The organism is Rhizobium sp. No.120, from assembly GCF_054558365.1.
In genome coordinates this window covers 37,190-53,574 of the sequence record NZ_BAAJNQ010000016.1, presented here as the reverse complement: position 1 = coordinate 53,574, position 16,385 = coordinate 37,190, and the positions used below count along the sequence as shown (strand labels likewise).

The 16,385-nt window shown below is 59.0% G+C and carries 13 protein-coding genes; 6 read left to right on the top strand and 7 right to left on the bottom strand.

The genetic code is table 11. The features are described from left to right. The first annotated feature begins 16 nt into the window (after positions 1-16). Positions 17-526, top strand: a complete 510-nt coding sequence (locus tag ACYJRZ_RS28060; RefSeq protein ID WP_459464231.1) for a cytochrome P460 family protein — start codon at positions 17-19, stop codon at positions 524-526. A 436-nt stretch (positions 527-962) separates the two neighbouring features. After that, positions 963-2,246, top strand: a complete 1,284-nt coding sequence (locus tag ACYJRZ_RS28055) for an epoxide hydrolase family protein (RefSeq protein ID WP_459464229.1) — start codon at positions 963-965, stop codon at positions 2,244-2,246. Between the two features lie 153 nt (positions 2,247-2,399). On the opposite strand, the gene ACYJRZ_RS28050 is transcribed toward ACYJRZ_RS28055, so the two are convergent. After that, the gene (locus tag ACYJRZ_RS28050) at positions 2,400-3,551 is read right to left on the bottom strand and encodes an MFS transporter (RefSeq protein ID WP_459464228.1); all 1,152 of its coding nucleotides are present in this window, start codon (positions 3,549-3,551) and stop codon (positions 2,400-2,402) included. A gap of 31 nt (positions 3,552-3,582) precedes the next feature. On the opposite strand from ACYJRZ_RS28050, the gene ACYJRZ_RS28045 reads away from it, so the two are divergent. Further along, entirely contained in the window at positions 3,583-4,731 is a 1,149-nt protein-coding gene (locus tag ACYJRZ_RS28045) for a hypothetical protein (RefSeq protein ID WP_459464226.1), read from the top strand. A gap of 103 nt (positions 4,732-4,834) precedes the next feature. Here ACYJRZ_RS28045 and ACYJRZ_RS28040 read toward each other — a convergent pair whose 3' ends face one another. Together ACYJRZ_RS28040 and ACYJRZ_RS28035 are read right to left on the bottom strand one after the other, a co-directional pair. Continuing rightward, positions 4,835-6,046 carry an MFS transporter gene (locus ACYJRZ_RS28040; RefSeq protein WP_459464224.1) on the bottom strand — a complete coding sequence of 404 codons (1,212 nt, stop codon included), beginning with the start codon at positions 6,044-6,046 and terminating at the stop codon, positions 4,835-4,837. Positions 6,047-6,057: 11 nt separating this feature from the next. Continuing rightward, complete coding sequence (locus tag ACYJRZ_RS28035) at positions 6,058-6,882, bottom strand: aldo/keto reductase (RefSeq protein WP_459464222.1); 825 nt, start codon at positions 6,880-6,882, stop codon at positions 6,058-6,060. Positions 6,883-7,047: 165 nt separating this feature from the next. Here ACYJRZ_RS28035 and ACYJRZ_RS28030 point away from each other — a divergent pair, with 165 nt between their 5' ends. Then, positions 7,048-7,956: a LysR family transcriptional regulator gene (locus tag ACYJRZ_RS28030; protein ID WP_459464220.1), complete on the top strand. Its 909-nt coding sequence runs from the start codon at positions 7,048-7,050 to the stop codon at positions 7,954-7,956. Between the two features lie 75 nt (positions 7,957-8,031). On the opposite strand, the gene cueR is transcribed toward ACYJRZ_RS28030, so the two are convergent. After that, complete coding sequence (gene cueR / locus ACYJRZ_RS28025; protein ID WP_459464218.1) at positions 8,032-8,481, bottom strand: Cu(I)-responsive transcriptional regulator; 450 nt, start codon at positions 8,479-8,481, stop codon at positions 8,032-8,034. A 321-nt stretch (positions 8,482-8,802) separates the two neighbouring features. On the opposite strand from cueR, the gene ACYJRZ_RS28020 reads away from it, so the two are divergent. Then, positions 8,803-10,278: a multicopper oxidase family protein gene (locus ACYJRZ_RS28020; protein ID WP_459464216.1), complete on the top strand. Its 1,476-nt coding sequence runs from the start codon at positions 8,803-8,805 to the stop codon at positions 10,276-10,278. 268 nt (positions 10,279-10,546) lie between these two features. Further along, positions 10,547-11,893, top strand: coding sequence for an acetyl-CoA hydrolase/transferase family protein (locus ACYJRZ_RS28015; RefSeq protein ID WP_459464214.1), 1,347 nt, complete (start codon positions 10,547-10,549; stop codon positions 11,891-11,893). A 157-nt stretch (positions 11,894-12,050) separates the two neighbouring features. Here ACYJRZ_RS28015 and ACYJRZ_RS28010 read toward each other — a convergent pair whose 3' ends face one another. From ACYJRZ_RS28010 to ACYJRZ_RS28000, 3 genes are all read right to left on the bottom strand, one after another. Next, positions 12,051-13,142, bottom strand: coding sequence for a porin (locus ACYJRZ_RS28010; RefSeq protein WP_412474955.1), 1,092 nt, complete (start codon positions 13,140-13,142; stop codon positions 12,051-12,053). Between the two features lie 376 nt (positions 13,143-13,518). Then, positions 13,519-14,709: an adenylate/guanylate cyclase domain-containing protein gene (locus ACYJRZ_RS28005; RefSeq protein ID WP_459464324.1), complete on the bottom strand. Its 1,191-nt coding sequence runs from the start codon at positions 14,707-14,709 to the stop codon at positions 13,519-13,521. A 48-nt stretch (positions 14,710-14,757) separates the two neighbouring features. Beyond that, positions 14,758-16,380 carry an MDR family MFS transporter gene (locus tag ACYJRZ_RS28000; protein WP_459464212.1) on the bottom strand — a complete coding sequence of 541 codons (1,623 nt, stop codon included), beginning with the start codon at positions 16,378-16,380 and terminating at the stop codon, positions 14,758-14,760. Positions 16,381-16,385: the final 5 nt, after the last annotated feature.

The following is a 16,385-nucleotide window of genomic DNA, read 5'->3' as shown; positions in this document are numbered from 1 at the left end:
CAGGCAGGAGGCCAGAATGAAATTTGCGTTCTTTGGTGCATTTGCCGTCTCAAGCCTTGCCGTCGGCGTCGCCGCTTCGCTATCGGCGGGTTCCGCGACGCCGCCGGAAAATGCCTCGCCGATCTATGGTGTGACCATACCGGAAGACTACAGGGACTGGAAATTCATTGCGCCTGCGCAGGAGGCTCCGCCGCTCGACGAACTTCGCGCCGTGCTCGGCAACGATATCGCCGTCGACGCCTACAAGAAGGGTACCCTACCTTTTCCGGATGGGTCCATCCTCGTCAAGCTGGCCTATAAGCGCAAGCAATCGACGGAGTTCGCACCGGCAACGGTGCCGGGAGCGCCGACCACGGTTCAGGTCATGGTGAAGGATTCCAAGAAATATCCCGACAGCCACGGCTGGGGTTTCGGGCGGTTCGTCGATGGTAAGCCGGTCGATATCGCCCAACATGAAACCTGTCTGAGCTGCCATGTCGGTAACGTTAGGGATCACGATTACGTCTTCACGCGCTATGCGCCGTAAGGTGCGCTAACGCGATTAAGTGGAATTTGCCGGCCTGATCTCATCATACGCGGCCGGCTATATCCATGGTTCTCCTCCCGCCGGGATAGCCGCCTCTATTTGGCCGATGGGCGAGCGTTGCTCCGAGCAAGCGGCTATCGAGCCGCTTCCATCATCATGGAAGACAACTTTCACAAACCCGCGCAATCTCCATGGTGCCGCCTCGGGAGAGGTCTCCAAAATTCTTCTTCGCCGGCTAATTTGGCGGGTTCCGGAATTCCGGCGTGCATTTTGTCGGTGGCAAAGTCAACGCGCGTAGTTCTGTATTCTATTGTAGCCTCGGTCGATCAGGACATGGAAGGATACAATTTGGCTGGGTTGAGGACACAACCGGGATACACGCACAGAGCAAAACTTCGCGGCATTCAACAAACCTCCCAACCATATGGAGATTCTGATGTCGCCTTTATCATTCTCAATGAATAGACGTGCCTTTGTGACTGCGGCTGCCGTCGCTGGAGCGGCCTCGCTCCTGAAGCCTGCCATGTCCTTTTCCGCATCGGACGCTTTGCCCGACGGTGTCAAGCCGTTCAAGGTCCATATACCCGACAGCGCAATTGCCGAATTGAAGCAAAGGCTTGCAATGGCACGCTGGCCACTCAAGGAAAATGTTGCTGACGACTCCCAGGGCGTGCAACTCGAACGTCTGCGTGATCTCGTCGGATATTGGGCCGACGATTATGATTGGCGAAAGGTGGAACAGAAGCTCAATTCCCTGCCGATGTTCATCACGGAAATCGACGGGCTGGATATTCACTTCATTCACGTGCGTTCTCCGCATCAAAACGCAATGCCGCTGATCATGACCCACGGCTGGCCGGGCTCGATCCTGGAAATGCTCAAGGTGATCGATCCCTTGACGAATCCGACAGCGCATGGCGGCAGCGCCGAAGACGCCTTTCATCTCGTTGTGCCATCGATCCCCGGTTTCGGCTTCTCCGGTAAGCCGACGACGAGGGGGTGGGGCTCGGACCATATCGGCCGGGCTTGGGGCACGCTGATGCATCGTCTTGGCTACGAGCACTTCGTCTCGCAGGGCGGCGATTGCGGCTCCGTCATCTCCCAGCGCATGGCACTCCAGAACGTGCCGGGATTGCTCGGTATCCATCTCAATATGCCTGGGATCGTTCCCAAGGAAATTGCCCATATTCTGGCGGCCGGCGATCCCGCTCCGGCCGATCTGACGGATAAGGAGCGAGCCTGCTTCGACAAGCTGGCGGAGTTCTATCGCGATAGCTCGGGCTATGCCAACATGATGGTCACCCGCCCGCAGACCATTGGTTATTCGCTCGTCGACTCGCCGGTGGGCCTGGCGGCCTGGATCTACGACAAGTTCGCTACCTGGACCTATAGCGGCAAGCAGCCGGAAAAGGTCCTGACCCGCGACGAGATGCTGGATGACATCTCCCTTTACTGGTTCACGGAAACCGGAACCTCTGCGGCCCAGATCTATTGGGAAGACCATTCCAACAATTTCAATGCCATCCAGATTCCGACCCTGCCGGTTGCGGTCAGTGTCTTCCCGGGTGAAATCTACCAGGCGCCGAAAAGCTGGACCGAGCGTTGCTATGGCAACCTGATCTACTTCAACGAAACCGACAATGGCGGGCATTTTGCGGCTTGGGAGCAGCCGGCGATTTTTACCAACGAAGTCAGAGCGGCATTCCGGTCGCTGCGTTAAGCGGGCCGAAGCTCCTGGCTTGGTGAAAGCACCGCAGGCGAGCGATACCCACGCTCGGCTGCGGAAGAGGGGAAGCGTATAGCGTTCCCTCACTGTGAATAATGGATCCCGACGGATTTAATTGCAGGAGGCTTTCCCGGGATCGCAGAATGCTTACGCAAAGGCGCTTCGGCGTCCAGAAAGCGAACCCACACCCACCAGGGCGGCCAGGATGACCGGGATGCACACCAGATAGGCGGTGCGAATGCCGGCGTGTTCGGCAATGAAGCCAAGCAAGGGCGGCGCCAGAAAGAAGACGACAAAGGACATCTGCCCGAGGGCCGCGACGTTGACATGGGCGGGACGATCGGTGCGCTGGGCGGCGGCCGAGACCACAAGCGGATAGACCGCGCTGCAGCCGGCGCCCATGAAGGCAAATCCCAGAAGCGCGACGTTGGGGTGAGGTGCGAGCCAGACCGCGCAAAGCCCGGTTATCGCCAGGAGCATCAGGGAAAGCGCGACGGAGCGGGAGCCGTAGCGATCGACGAACCGGTCGGCAAACAATCGCGTCAATGCCATGAAGAAGGTGAACAGCGTCAGGCCGAGACCGCCGACGAAGGGCTCGACGTGAAAGACGTCGCGCATGTAGATCGCTGACCAGTCTATGCCAGCACCCTCGACCAGGAATGCCGCGATGCCGATGACGCAGAGCGGCAAAAGGCCGAGGGTCGGCAATGCGATGTGATGGGTCTCGACATGATCCTCGGTCGGGCGGGCCGGCGCGTTGCGCATGCCGGCAATGGTGATCGAGCCGACGATGAGGACGAAGATAAATGTCAGGCCGAGATGCATGTGCATCGGCACGCCCTCCTGCCGGATCACGGACGACACGAGTGCCGTTACAAAGAAACCGAGGCTCCAGAACCCATGGGCGCGGTTCATGACGCCGCGGCCAAGCTGGGCCTCGATGCGATCGATCTCGACGTTGAGATTGATTTCGAGCGCTCCCGCCAGCAATCCCTCGCAAAACAGGATCGCGAAGACCAGCGGAGCAACGCCCATCCATGGCACGAGCGCAAGGGATGCAGAGGTTCCGAGCACGGTGATGAATGCCGTCTTGCGCGCACCGAGACGCGCAACGATCGGGGAGGCGAAGGTGAGCGATATCAGCGCGCCGATGGCCGCACCGATCAGTGTCAGGCCGAGCTCGGATTTGTCGATCTGCAAGGCATCCTGCAGATCGGGAAGGCGCGACAGCATCGCCCCCATCGAGACCGCAAAGAGGAAGAAGCAGACGTAAATTCGCTGCTGCGGTTCAAGACGCATTTCGATGCTCCGGAGAATCTGAACACGAGAGATGGAAAGGGTCTATCCGAAAGCAACCTGCGCAGGCAATCCGAAGGCTCTTAATTCATCAGACAAATTAGGAGTGTGGGCTAATTCGGCAAGTGCGGCGCAGCCGATCAGAAACAAAACCCGCGACTGGACAAATAAATTTGCCGACCTAACTCAGCCGGGCAGGACACGCATAAATCGCATCGCACTCCATTTTTCATCCTTCGTCAACGGATCAAGAAACGGCAGATCAGATATGGGATTAGCACCGCTCACGAGGCCGACGGGCCAGACGCCGCAAACGGATTTGAACAGCTACCGGCTGATACCGCTCTCCAGTTGCCCGATTCTAGGCAGCAGTGCAGAATGGGGACTGCCGTCCGGCGTCGTTTTTTCCGGCCGCTCTTTCGAAGCGGCAAGCGATAACGCCCTGTCCTGCTGCGGTCGCTATAACCTGAGGAACAGCCTGCATCAGGGCGTAGCCGCAATTGGCGACGACGGACATCTGATCTTTGCGGTCAACAGCTGGGTGAGCGGACAGCGCTGCACGGTCATGGGTGCCTTTGACCCCTTGGGTAAGCCCGTTGCGCCAACCAAACCGCAGCAGGATTTGCTTGGAAAATATTTCCAGTCGCCCGAGCGTCCGATCGTTCTCGATTCAACGGCGAAGAGCGACATCGGCTTCAAGACGAATGGGCTCAATCCGAACGTCGGTGTCTATGTCGGCAACAAGACGATTATCTTCAACGTCAAGGCACGGTCGTCGGATGGTAAGACCGAAGGCAGAGCCACGATCACGACTGATTTCAACGGCAAGGTTCAGGATCAACTCTACGAGCTGTCGACTAAGGGTAACAATTCGTCCCTGAGTGGCAGCTATGAACGTAAAGGCACCCAGACAGCGGAGAGCCTGAAAGCATCATGGGATAAATGGTCCTTGGAGGGCAAGCATTCCCGGGATGGCACAAGCAGGAACCGCGAGTTCAATCTTTCTTATCGCGCCACGGACAATATAACGATCAAGGCCTCCTGGAGGCCGGACGTGAAGCCACCATCTACGCCTCCGCGCATAACCGACTATTCGATCTTTTCAGCCACCAACCCTAATCCGCCGCCGGCTCCTCCGAACTACAGCAACTATATGATTACGCTCGAAATCAACTGGCCGTGAAGCCGGTTTTCCGTGTAACGAAGAAGCCGCCTGCAGGCGGTGACAGCAACCTGCAGACGGCGTGATCGGACGCGGTATCGAGGACTTTCGACCCCTCATGCCTTCAAGCGCCGCAATTGGCCGGCAGTGATGACGGTTTGCGCGTGCCGATCAACACCAACGCTAAGCCGGCAGTGGCCAGCATGCCTCCGGCGATCGAAACTGCCGCATAGCCGAAACCAAGGCTGATGACGGCGGCACCCGCTGCGGCCCCAAGGGCGTTACCAAGATTGAAGGCACCGACATTGATGGAGGAGGCAAGGCCAGGCGCTTCTGCCGCTGCTTCCATGACGCGCATCTGTACTGGCGGGACGATGGCAAATGCAGCCCCGCCCCAGAGAAGCAGGCCGATGGCGGCTCCTACGTGGGTGATCATTGCCAATGGCAGCGCGAACATGATGGCGGCGAGCAAGGCCAGGAAGATCTTGGTCGCGCCGTCGAGCGACCAGTCGGCCAGTCGACCGCCAAGCCAGTTGCCGATCGTGAAGCCGACGCCGATTAGGACCAGTCCAAGGGTCACGAAGCTATTGGATGCGCCCGTGAGCTCGGTAAGCGTGGGAGCGACATAGGTATATAGCGAGAACATCGCGCCTGCACCCATGACGGTGGTTGCCATTGCAAGCAGCACAGTGGGGTGGGTAAGCACGGCGAGTTCCCGCCTGATATCAGGCATCGCGCCGCGCTCGCCTTTCGGCAGTGCAAACCATAGCGCTGCAATGGCGGCAATGCCGATCAGCGCTGTGCCTGCGAAGGCCATGCGCCAGCCGATCTGCTGGCCAACCCAGGTTGCGGCCGGCACGCCGCCAATATTGGCGATCGTCAGCCCCATGAACATGGCGGCGACCGCACTTGCCTGTTTTTCCTTCGGCACTACGCTTGCCGCCACGACGGCGCCCAGACCAAAGAAGGCGCCATGGTTGAGGCTGGTGACGAGGCGGGCGAGCAGCAGTGTGAAGTAGCCCGGCGCCATCGCCGACATGAGATTGCCGATCGTGAAGATGCTCATCAGCAGCATCAGCGCCGTGCGCTTGCCGAAGCGGCTGAAGGCGAGCGTCATGAAGGGGGCGCCGACCATGACGCCGATCGCATAGGCACTGATGAGAAGGCCGGCGGTCGGGATGGAGACATCGACCCCTTTGGCAATGACCGGGAGAAGGCCCATCGGCGAAAACTCGGTCGTGCCGATGCCAAAGGCGCCGATCGCAAGGGCGAGAAGAGCCCATCGGGCGTGAAAGGAAGTTTGGGCCTTTTCGGCCGTCGAAATCTTGGCGTCCATGTTGAAACTCCTTAGGCGTCCCATTGGGGGGCGAGGCCTGGAGGGCTGACGATGCGGCCATCCGGGCGGGCGAGAGCGGCGATGGCGGCTATATCCGTCTCATCGAGATTGAAGTCAAAAATCGCGATGTTCTCCCTGACGCGCTCGGGATTGGCCGTCTTGGACAACGCGATGTGGCCCTGCTGGATCAGCCAGCGAAGACCAACCTGCGCGGCGCTCTTACCGTATCTGGCGCCGATCCGCTGCAGCACTGGATCCTTCGGCGCCGCACCGTCGGCCATTCCGTAGTAGGCGGTGATCGCAAGGCCGCTTGCCTTTGCGGCCGCAACGAGCGCGTGCTGTGGCAGATAGGGATGGATCTCGACCTGATTGGTCACGATCGGCGTGCTGGAAAGTCTGACCGATTCTCGCATCTGCGCGATATTCTGATTGCTGACGCCGACAAAGCGGGTCTTGCCCGCTGCCTTGACAGTGTTCAGCATTTCGATCTGCTCCGCGACCGGAACCTTGTCGCCTGGCCAGTGCAGCAAGAGGAGATCGACGCGTTCGGTCTTGAGCTTGTCGAGGCTTTCGTCGACTGAGGCGCCGAACTTGTCCTGACTATAATTGTCGACCCAGACCTTGGTGGTCAGGAACAGTTCTTCGTGTCGCGCACCGGCCCTTTGCAGGGCTCGTCCGAGCGCTTCCTCGTTCTGATAGATCTGTGCGGTGTCGAAATGACGGAAACCGGCCTCGAGCGCAGCTGGAATGACATGCTCTACTTCCGCGTCCGACATTCGGAAGACGCCGAAGCCGAGCGCCGGAATTGAAGCGCCATGGGCAGTAACGGTGAGCATCGAAAACTCCTTTTGAAAACCTCGGCAGCTTTGGCCGCCTAGAATGGACGAGCGCCGGATTGAGGGCGCAATCCCTTCGGCCTATGAAATAGAGTGAACGTACACACTTGATAATTGGGTGAGTTTTCACATTATTTATGAAACAAAATCAAAAATAGGTGCTTCGTGGACAATCGCGCAGGTGAGATGCAGGTATTTCTTCGCGTGGTGGAAGCAGGCAGCTTTTCAGAAGCGGCGCGCCTGCTGCGCATGACGCCTTCGACCGTTAGCAAACTGATTTCACGCATCGAAGCCAGGCTCGGCGTGCGGCTTGTCGAACGCTCGACACGACGGCTGTCGCTGACCCCGGAGGGCCAGATCTATTATGAGCGCAGCCAGGCGCTGCTGCATGATCTTGACGAGATCGAACAGGAGCTGGCACAGGGTGCGGCGACGACGGGCGGCACCGTACGGGTCAATATCGCCGTTGCTTTGGGCGTGCTCGGCCTCGAGCCGCTCTTGCCGGAATTTTGGCGGACCTACCCTAATGTCGTCATAGATCTGTCGCTGTCCGATGAAATCGTCGATCTTTATCTCGACCGCACCGACGTTGCTTTTCGTGTCGGTGCCTTGCCGGCGTCAGGCATGATTGCGCGGCGCATCGGTATTGCCCGCCGCAAGATCGTCGCCGCGCCCAGCTATCTCGATCGCCACGGAATACCGCTTACCGTCGATGATCTCTCGCGGCACAATTGCCTGGGATTCAATTTCCGCCGTCTTGCACCCGTCTGGCCGATCAGGGAAAGCGGCCGTATCGTCGATCGCGCCATGACGAGCTCGCTGCTTGCCAATAATGGCGAAACCGTGCGGCGTATGGCGCTGGCGGGTGTGGGGCTTGCGCGCATGGGTGATTATCATGTCCGAGCCGACATTGCTGCCGGCCGTCTCATTGAGGTGCTCGCCGATGTCGTCGAGCCGGATGAAGAGCAGATTCACGCGGTCTTTCTCGGTGGTGCGCGCATGCCGCAGCGCGTGCGCGTCTTCCTCGATTTCGTCGTGCCGCGCCTCCGGCAATTCCTTGAGGAGGAAGCTTGAGAGGCCTTGGCAGGGATTTAATCCCGACTACGCTCTGTGGCGGCAACCCGCCACCAAGACGTCGGCGGGCAGGGATCACTGTGGGGGTCGCGGTATCGCGCCGGGTCGAGGCTGGATCGACAGATTTTCGTCTTCCTGATCGGTCTCGAGCCGCTGCAGGATTGGGCAATGCGGACGATGGTCGCCCTGGCAGGAATTAACGAGCATGGTGAGTGTGTGCTCCATATCCTGCAGGTCTGCGATCTTTTTCTTCAGTGCCGCGATATGACCTTGAGCGAGGTGCTTGACCTCGGCGCTCTGGCGGCTTTCGTCGCGCCAGAGTTCCAAAAGCTCGCTGATTTCGGCAACCGCGAAGCCAAGATCGCGCGCCCGGCGAATGAAACGCAGCATATGCACGTCGGTATCCGAATAGTCGCGGTAGCCCGATGCAGTTCTGCCGGCGGCCGGGATAAGGCTGGTCTCCTCGTAGTAGCGGATCATCTTGGCCGATACGCCCGATGCTTTCGCCGCCTGTCCGATATTCATGAATGTTCTCCTGACAGGCATTGCCTGATATCGCCGATGGAAGGTGCGCCTTCCAACCATGGGAAGGTCAATAGCATATTTTTCGCTGGAGGACACTTGACCTTACCATGGTTGGAACCTTCACTTTGAGCAGCATGAGATCAAAACAGATGAGAATTCTCATGGAGCTGAGACTTGAAATTACGGCCTGCGGCGGCTGCGCCAGATCCGTCACTAAGGAATCACTCTGTCAATCCAGACGCCGGAGTCGCGACCAGTCCAGATGCGTTCACGGTAGTGAGCGGCCCTATGAGGATATCGCTGAGTAAGAGGAAGCAATCGATGCATCGACGTAATTTTCTGGCAGGGCTGGCGGGCCTTGCGATTTCCGGGCCGGCCGCGGCCCAGATGATGCATGACATGGGGCATATGGGGCCAAACGGCGCTGATGACATGCCGATGACCGGCGGTAGGCCTGTCTTGCCGGAAGGGCAGCCTTTACGCGAGTTGCCGCGCTTGGTGAACGAGGCTGGCGAAGCCGGTCTGTTCAAAACAAGGCTTACCGCCGAACCGGGTTCGGTCCGCTTCGCCGAGGGGCTCGACACGCCCGCGCTCCTCTATAACGGCGGAAATCCGGTAATCGAGGCGCATGAGGGCGATAGAATCGAGATCAGCTTCAGGAACAGGATTCCCGATGAGCCGACGACGGTTCATTGGCATGGCATGCCGGTGCCGGCGGATCAGGATGGCAATCCCATGGAACCTATCGCCTCGGGCAGCGAGCACATCTATGCTTTCGATCTGCCGCAAGGCAGCGCCGCATCCTTTTGGTTCCATCCCCATCCGCACGGCTTCACCGCCGCGCAGGTCTATCGCGGCCTCGCAGGTATCTTTCTCGTGAAGCCCAAGGATGACCCGATCCCTGCCGAATATGGCGATACGGTCCTGATGTTCACCGATCTTCGGATCGCCGAAGATGGAAGCATGCCGGCGAGCAACATGATCGATGTGATGAACGGGCGTGTTGGCGATCATGTGCTGGTCAACGGCCAGAAAAATCCGGTGCTGACCGCGAGGAAAGGGGAGAAGCGCCGCCTGCGCCTTTTCAACGCGACAAATGCGCGCTTCCTGCGGCTGACCTTCGAGAATGCCGCTATGGTGCTGGTCGGAACAGATGGCGGTCTTATCGAGGCTCCGATCGGCATCGACGAGTTGCTGCTTGCACCTGCCGAACGCGTCGAACTCATCATCTCCTTCGATAGGCCGGGAGCGGCAAAGCTTGTCACGCTCGACTATGAGCGCGGATGGATGGGACCCGGTAAGCCCAAGGATGCCGGCATCACCCTGCTGACCGCAAATGTTTCAGAGGAGGCTGCACCTGGTGTGCCGCCGCTTCCAGCGAGATTGCGTTCCATCGAACGCCTTGCGGACCCGGTAGTCACACGTCGTTTTGAATTGACGGAATCCATGGAAGGCATGGAGATGAAGTTCCTCATCAATGGTGCGAGTTTCGATATGAACCGCATAGACCAAGTCTCGAAGGTCGGGCAAGTCGAGTTATGGGAGATCGTCAATCAGGCGGATATGGATCATCCGTTTCATGTGCATGGGACGCAGTTCCAGCTTGTCGAACGCGAAAGGGATGGCGCGGTCATAAAGTCATCCTACCGGGCGTGGAAAGACACCGTGAACGTTGCTGCTGGCGAGACGGTACGCATGCTGCTGCGGCAGGATTTGCCGGGGCAGCGCATGTATCACTGCCACATTCTCGAGCATGAAGACCTCGGCATGATGGGCACAGTCGACGTCAAGGCCTGACGAGCTCCATCATCAATCGAAGCATGGAGGGAACTGTCGTTCCCTTCATCTCTGGCCGCGGAACTTGCATTCGAGAAGGGTGTGGCCGGTTTCGCTTTTGCCGGTGTGAACGTGATGTCGGGTCTTGCATAAACAGCAGGTTCGGCGCTTTTATGTAAGCGCATTCTACTGCAGCAAGCGCTTCGCGGCGGCCTCGGAGGAGGGCCGATTGCGATCCCGCAGTGGATGCCAAATTGTACTGAGGGTGGCATTCAGGGGAGGGGACTCGATGGCCGCTGATCATCAGATGCAATATCGCGAACGCGTGCGCTCTGCCCATGAGGCCGTTGCCTTGATACCATCAGGCGCGAAGATCGCCATGCCGATCGCTGCCGGCCAGCCGCCTGCCATCCTTGCAGCGCTGGCCGAACGGGCCCGGGCCGGCGCGGTGGACGATGTCCGGCTGTACTATCTCCTTTGTACAGGCGTCGCCGGCTCGAGCGTGCTCGACTTCGACCTGCGCGACCGCATCATTCCCATGAGTTATTTTCATGGAGCGGTGGATCGCGCCCTGGATAAGCGGCGAATGGCGGAGATGCTGCCTGCCGCCGAAATCGTGCCGTGCCATTTCAGTCAGGTGCCGCGTTCCCTGGTGGAACATGTCGGCGTCGATACCTTGATAGCTACCGTCTCGCCGATGGATGCGGACGGGAATTTCAGTCTCGGCGCCAGTACGGATTATGCCCTTGCGGTCGCCCGCAAGCCCGGTGCCCGGCTGATCCTCGAAGTCAATCCCAGCATGCCCTATGTGCGGGGCAATTGCATGATCCCGGTGTCGAGCGTCGCGGCTGTTGTCGAGAATGACGCAAGCCTGCCGGCGCTCGCTGCCGCGCCTCGTTCGCAAGTCGATGATGCGATCGGCGCCATCATTGCCGGGCTTGTTGATGATGGTGATTGCCTGCAGATGGGCATCGGTGCGTTGCCGGATGCAGTTTGCGCCGGCCTATCGCAGCACCGCCACCTCGGCATCCATACAGAAATGATGACATCGGGACTTGCCGCTCTGGTCAGGGCCGGCGTGGTCGACAATAGTCGCAAGCAGATACATGTCGGGCGAACCATCTTCACCTTTGCGCTAGGAGACAAGCCGCTCTACGACTTCCTAAACGATAATCCCGATGTTGAAGCGCATCCCGTTGATTATGTGAACAACCCGTTCGTCATCGCTCAGAATGATCGCATGGTGTCGGTGAATGCGACGCTGCAGATCGATCTCAATGGTGCGTGCAATTCCGAATTCGTCAACGGACGGCAGTTCAGCGGCTCGGGCGGACAGGTGGATTTCGTCCGAGGCGCCTACGGCTCACGCGGCGGGCGCTCGATTATCGCCTGTCACGCCACGGCGGCGAAGGGAACGCTTTCTCGTATCGTTCCGACCCTCACGGGCCCGGTAACGACGTCGCGCAACGATATCCATATCGTTGTTACGGAATATGGCTGGGTGAACCTCAAGGGCAAATCGGTGGCAGAGCGGGCAAAGGCGATGATCGCGCTTGCTCATCCCGATTTTAGGGAGGCGCTGGATCGCGCCGCCCATCAGGCGGGATACTATGCGCCAGACGGATGTCGTTTCTAACGGCGGGAAGGGTGCCGGTTCGCCGGAGTAATAAAAGGAGCCGGAGGGAAAACCGGATCCTTTGCTTTGATCGGAGGTCAACCGATCGATGAAAGAAGCCTGACGGATTGGAACGTCAGGCTTCTCATACCCGGCGGCTAAGCCGGGTAATTCGATATTAGAAGCTACGCTGGAAGCGCAGGATACCAGCCCACTGATCCTGGTTCACAGAATCGAAGTTGGTGTAGGAGACTTCCGGCTCGATGAGCAGGTTCTTGACCGGGTTCCACTTGACGTTGGTGGTAGCGGCAAAGATCTTCGAGTCGGTGTAGGCGAGCTGCAGGTTCCACTTCAGCTTTTCGTTGATCGGAACGCCAACGCCGCCCCAGACAGCCCAGTCACCCCAGCCGCACTTCGATGCATCGTTAGCCGGGCAAGAAGAACGAGCCAGGTTGGTGCCGGCATACTTGTTCAGGTTGTCGCCATCGGTGTTCCAGCCGCCCATCAAGAAGGCCGAGAAGACGCCGAAGTCGGCATCGACGCGAGCCTTGATGGCGCCTTCCGACTTGATCGAGTCGTAACCGCCGACGACCTTGAAGCCCCATGCGCCCGACTTGAAGCCAGCACCGGCGACAACATCAGGAGCGTAGTGGTTAGCCTTGTCGTCCGACGCCCAGCTTGCGCCGTAGCCGGCGCCCGAGCCGCTGGAGTTCGAGTCTTCAACCGAGACGACAGCCGTGAAGCCATTACCGGCATCGTAGTTGTAGGTCAGCTGATTGAGTTCGTACGGACCGTCATAGATCACGTCGTCGTTGATGACGTCGCCGGCGTAACCGATGTAGGAGTTGAACTGCGAATCGGCCTTACCGACCAGGAAGCCGCCGAGGCTGATGTTTGCGAACAGCAGCTTGGAGGAGGTGGAGTTGCCTTCCTGCCAGTCCCAACGGATGACCGTGTTGGTCTTCAGCGGACCGTATTCGGTGTCGGTCGCGGTGTCGAGGCTTAGCTGAGCACGGGTATGCCAGAGAGTGCCGTTATGGCTATTGGCATTGTAGGCGTCGTACCACTTGCCTTCGGTGCGAACCATGCCGCCGACCTTGAGGCAGGTTTCGGTGCCTGGAATGAAGAAGTAGCCTGCACCGTATGCATCGCAGATGCGAACGTATTCCAACGGCTCGGGCTCAGCAGCGACGATCGCGTCGGCCGCATGGGCGCCAGAAACTGCTGCCAGTGCAGCAGCGGAGCCGAGAAGAAGGCTCTTGATGTTCATTATTAAACTCCTGGTTGTAACTGATCGTAGACATTCCAAGGAGCGAGCATAATGGACCGTCCCGGAGGCGCTTCTTCCAACAAGAAGCAAATACCAGGCACTGCATCTGCAATAGACCGCGGGTATTATCCCCACCCCTTTGGAACCTCGTTAGCTGGCGGCTGAAACATACCCCACCAGATCGCAAGCTAATTAGCTCCTGGCAACATAGGTATATACATTCAGATTGTTTGTAAATTGGTGCTGGAACCACTCGGAAACGGAAAAATGGGTTGTTGATTTCATGCAACACATGCCAGGCGCGAAAATTCGGGCTGGAGGTGGGAGAGGAACCGGCCTCCCGTTAACGCCCTGCGCGCATCTCTTGTGTGCCGCTTCAATGAGCGACCGTGAACAGCTCCATCGCCTCGGCAAAGCCCTTCAGCCTCTGCCGGCCAACGGAGATTGCGTCTTTTATTCCGGCCTTGGCTCGAAACGCGTCTGATATCAGGAGTGCTTCGCCTCTTTCGCTGCAGACGTTCTGTATGCGGCTAACGATATTGACATCAGGACCAATCAACGTGAAATCCAGGCGGTTGCCGGAGCCGACATTGCCATAGCTCACCTCGCCATAGTGCAATGCGATGCCGACCTTGACTGGCACGTTGCAATATTCAAACCCGCTTATCTCGGAGAGGATTGTCTTTGCTGCGGTCAGCGCTGCATCGCAGGCCCCGGACGTGTCAGCGCCTGGAAAGAATGCCAGAACTGCATCGCCCATGAATTTCAGGACTTCACCGCCCTCATGGGTAATCGCCGGTATTACCTTGTCGAAATAGGCATTCAGCAGCTCGAGGACGGTGCTGCCGGGCAGACGGTTGGAAAGCTCGGTGAAGCCGCGCAGGTCGCACAGCAGAAGCGCCGCCTCCATCGATTCGATTTCGCCGCGACGAATGTGTCCGGCAAGGATACGGCTCGCCGTCAGCGGGCCGATATAGGTATCGAGAAGGCTGAGTTCGCATTGTCTGAGGACGCGCAGTTCGCAGCTATTGCGCAATGCCGGAAGAATGCGCCCGAGCAGATCCCGCTCGCCGAATGTGAAGCCGCCGGGCCGCCGCGTGGCGAAGGCCGCGCAGCTGATCGGTCCGTCGGCGTTGCAAAGTGGTGCTACGATCAGTTGCACAAGCCCGCGTCCGGAAAACATGTCGATATGCTGCCAGCGGCCATAGGGGCTTTCGCCCGGGCCGACGATGAGTACTTCGCGCATTTCCTGCGCCTTCACGAGCGGCGTATCGGCAAGCGCGAGGCGTGAGCCATGTTCGCGCTCATGGATCTCGACAGGTTCGCCAGGCGCCCAGGCGAAGGTGCGGCCGATGAATTCGGGATGCAGCGTCGTCAGGTGCAGCGTCAATCGGTCGACAGGAAGGCCAAAGGCCTGCAGGCGGCGCCCGAGCCCCGCAACCAGGCCGGCCTCATCGAGAGCATGGCATTCGTCTCCAGTCAGCCATTCGATCAGGCTCAGCGTTGCCGCGGTATCGATGCTGCCGCTGCGCGTCACTCTCGAATTCATAATTGCCGTCTTTGGCATATCCTGCAGCAAGGTCATGACGGCCTCCTCCTCTTCGAGGTGCGGTGCTTAGTGTGCCGCACCACTGGCAATGTGACCGGCTTTCTTCAGAAGCAGGCTGGCGGCGAGGGCAACGACCAGCGCGACGCCGAGCAGATAAAAGGTGTCGCTGAAGGCCATGATATTGGCCTGCTTGCGAAGGCTGGCGGCTACCGCGACGATGGCCTTGTGCGTTGCAAGCGCCTGATCGCTCACCCCATGGTTCATGAAGTAGCTGGTGAGGCTGGCAACGCGTGCGCGGGTCGCCTCTTCGAACACCGAGACTGAATTGGTGAGAATGTTCGAGTGGAACTGCTCGCGCTTTGTAAGAAAGGTCTGCAGCGCGGCAATGCCGACTGCACCGCCAAGATTGCGCATCATGTTGAAGAGCGCAGAGGCGGAGCCGGCATTTTCCTGTTCGATGCCGGCGGTCGCAATTGCAGTCAGCGGTGTGAAGGCAAGGGCCTGGCCGACGGCACGTACGATATTGGGCCAGAACAGCTGGTCGCTTGCATAGTTGCCCGTCATGTAAATGTTCATGAAGTTCGAGGCAGCAAAGAGCGCGAAGCCGATAATGATCAGCAGGCGGGCATCGATGCGCTTCATCAGCCGCGGGACCAGCGGGATCAGGATCAGCTGCGGAATGCCGGTCCAGGCAAGCACCATGCCGATCTGCTCGGAATTGTAGCCCTGGATGCGCGTCAGATAGATCGGCAGGATGAAAACCGAGCCATAGAGGGCGACGCCCATCAGGAAATTGGCGACGATACCGAAGCCGAAATTGCGGCGCATCAGCAGACGCAGATTGAGGAGCGGATGAGAAGCGCGAAGCTCGATGATGAGAAAGAGCGTCAACGAAACCGCGGCAATGATGGAGAGACGGACGATGAATGGCGAACCGAACCAGTCGTCCTTGTTGCCTTCTTCGAGCACGGTCTGCAGCGCTGCAAGGCCGACCGCCATGGTGATGATGCCGGGCCAGTCGCCCTTGGCGAGCAGAGAGAGGTTCATCGGCGCGCGGTCGAGTGAGATCCAGAGCATGCCGATCATCAGCACGCCGGGCACGAGATTGACGTAGAAGATATATTCCCATCCCCAGTTTTCGGTGAGATAGCCGCCGATGGTCGGGCCAATCGCCGGCGCGAAGGTGGCGGAAAGGGCAAAGAGGGCAAGACCCATCGGTTGCTTGGGTTTCGGCAGCAGCGTGATGATGATCGTGAAGGCCATGGGGATCAGCACGCCACCGGAAAAGCCCTGTATGGCACGCAGAATGATCATCTGCTGCAGGTTTGCGGCAAAGGCGCAGGCGACCGAAAAGAGCAGGAAAAGGATCGCGTTGGTCAGCAGATAGTTGCGGACGGAAAAGACGCGGGCAAGCCATGCGCTAAGCGGAATGACGACGATCTCGGCGATCAGGTAGGAGGTCGAAATCCAGCCACCATCGTCCGTGCCGGCGCCGATTGCGCCCTGAATGTCGGCAAGCGAGGCATTGACGATCTGGATGTTGAGGACAGCCATGAAGGCGCCGAGCGTGGAGCCGACCACGGCGGTCCACATACGCAGCGGGCTCATGGCCGGTCGGACGACGGCAGCGGTTGAAGCACCCCGCGATGCGGCTGGATTATTGTTTGCGGCGATCTGAAGAGTGGCCACGATGT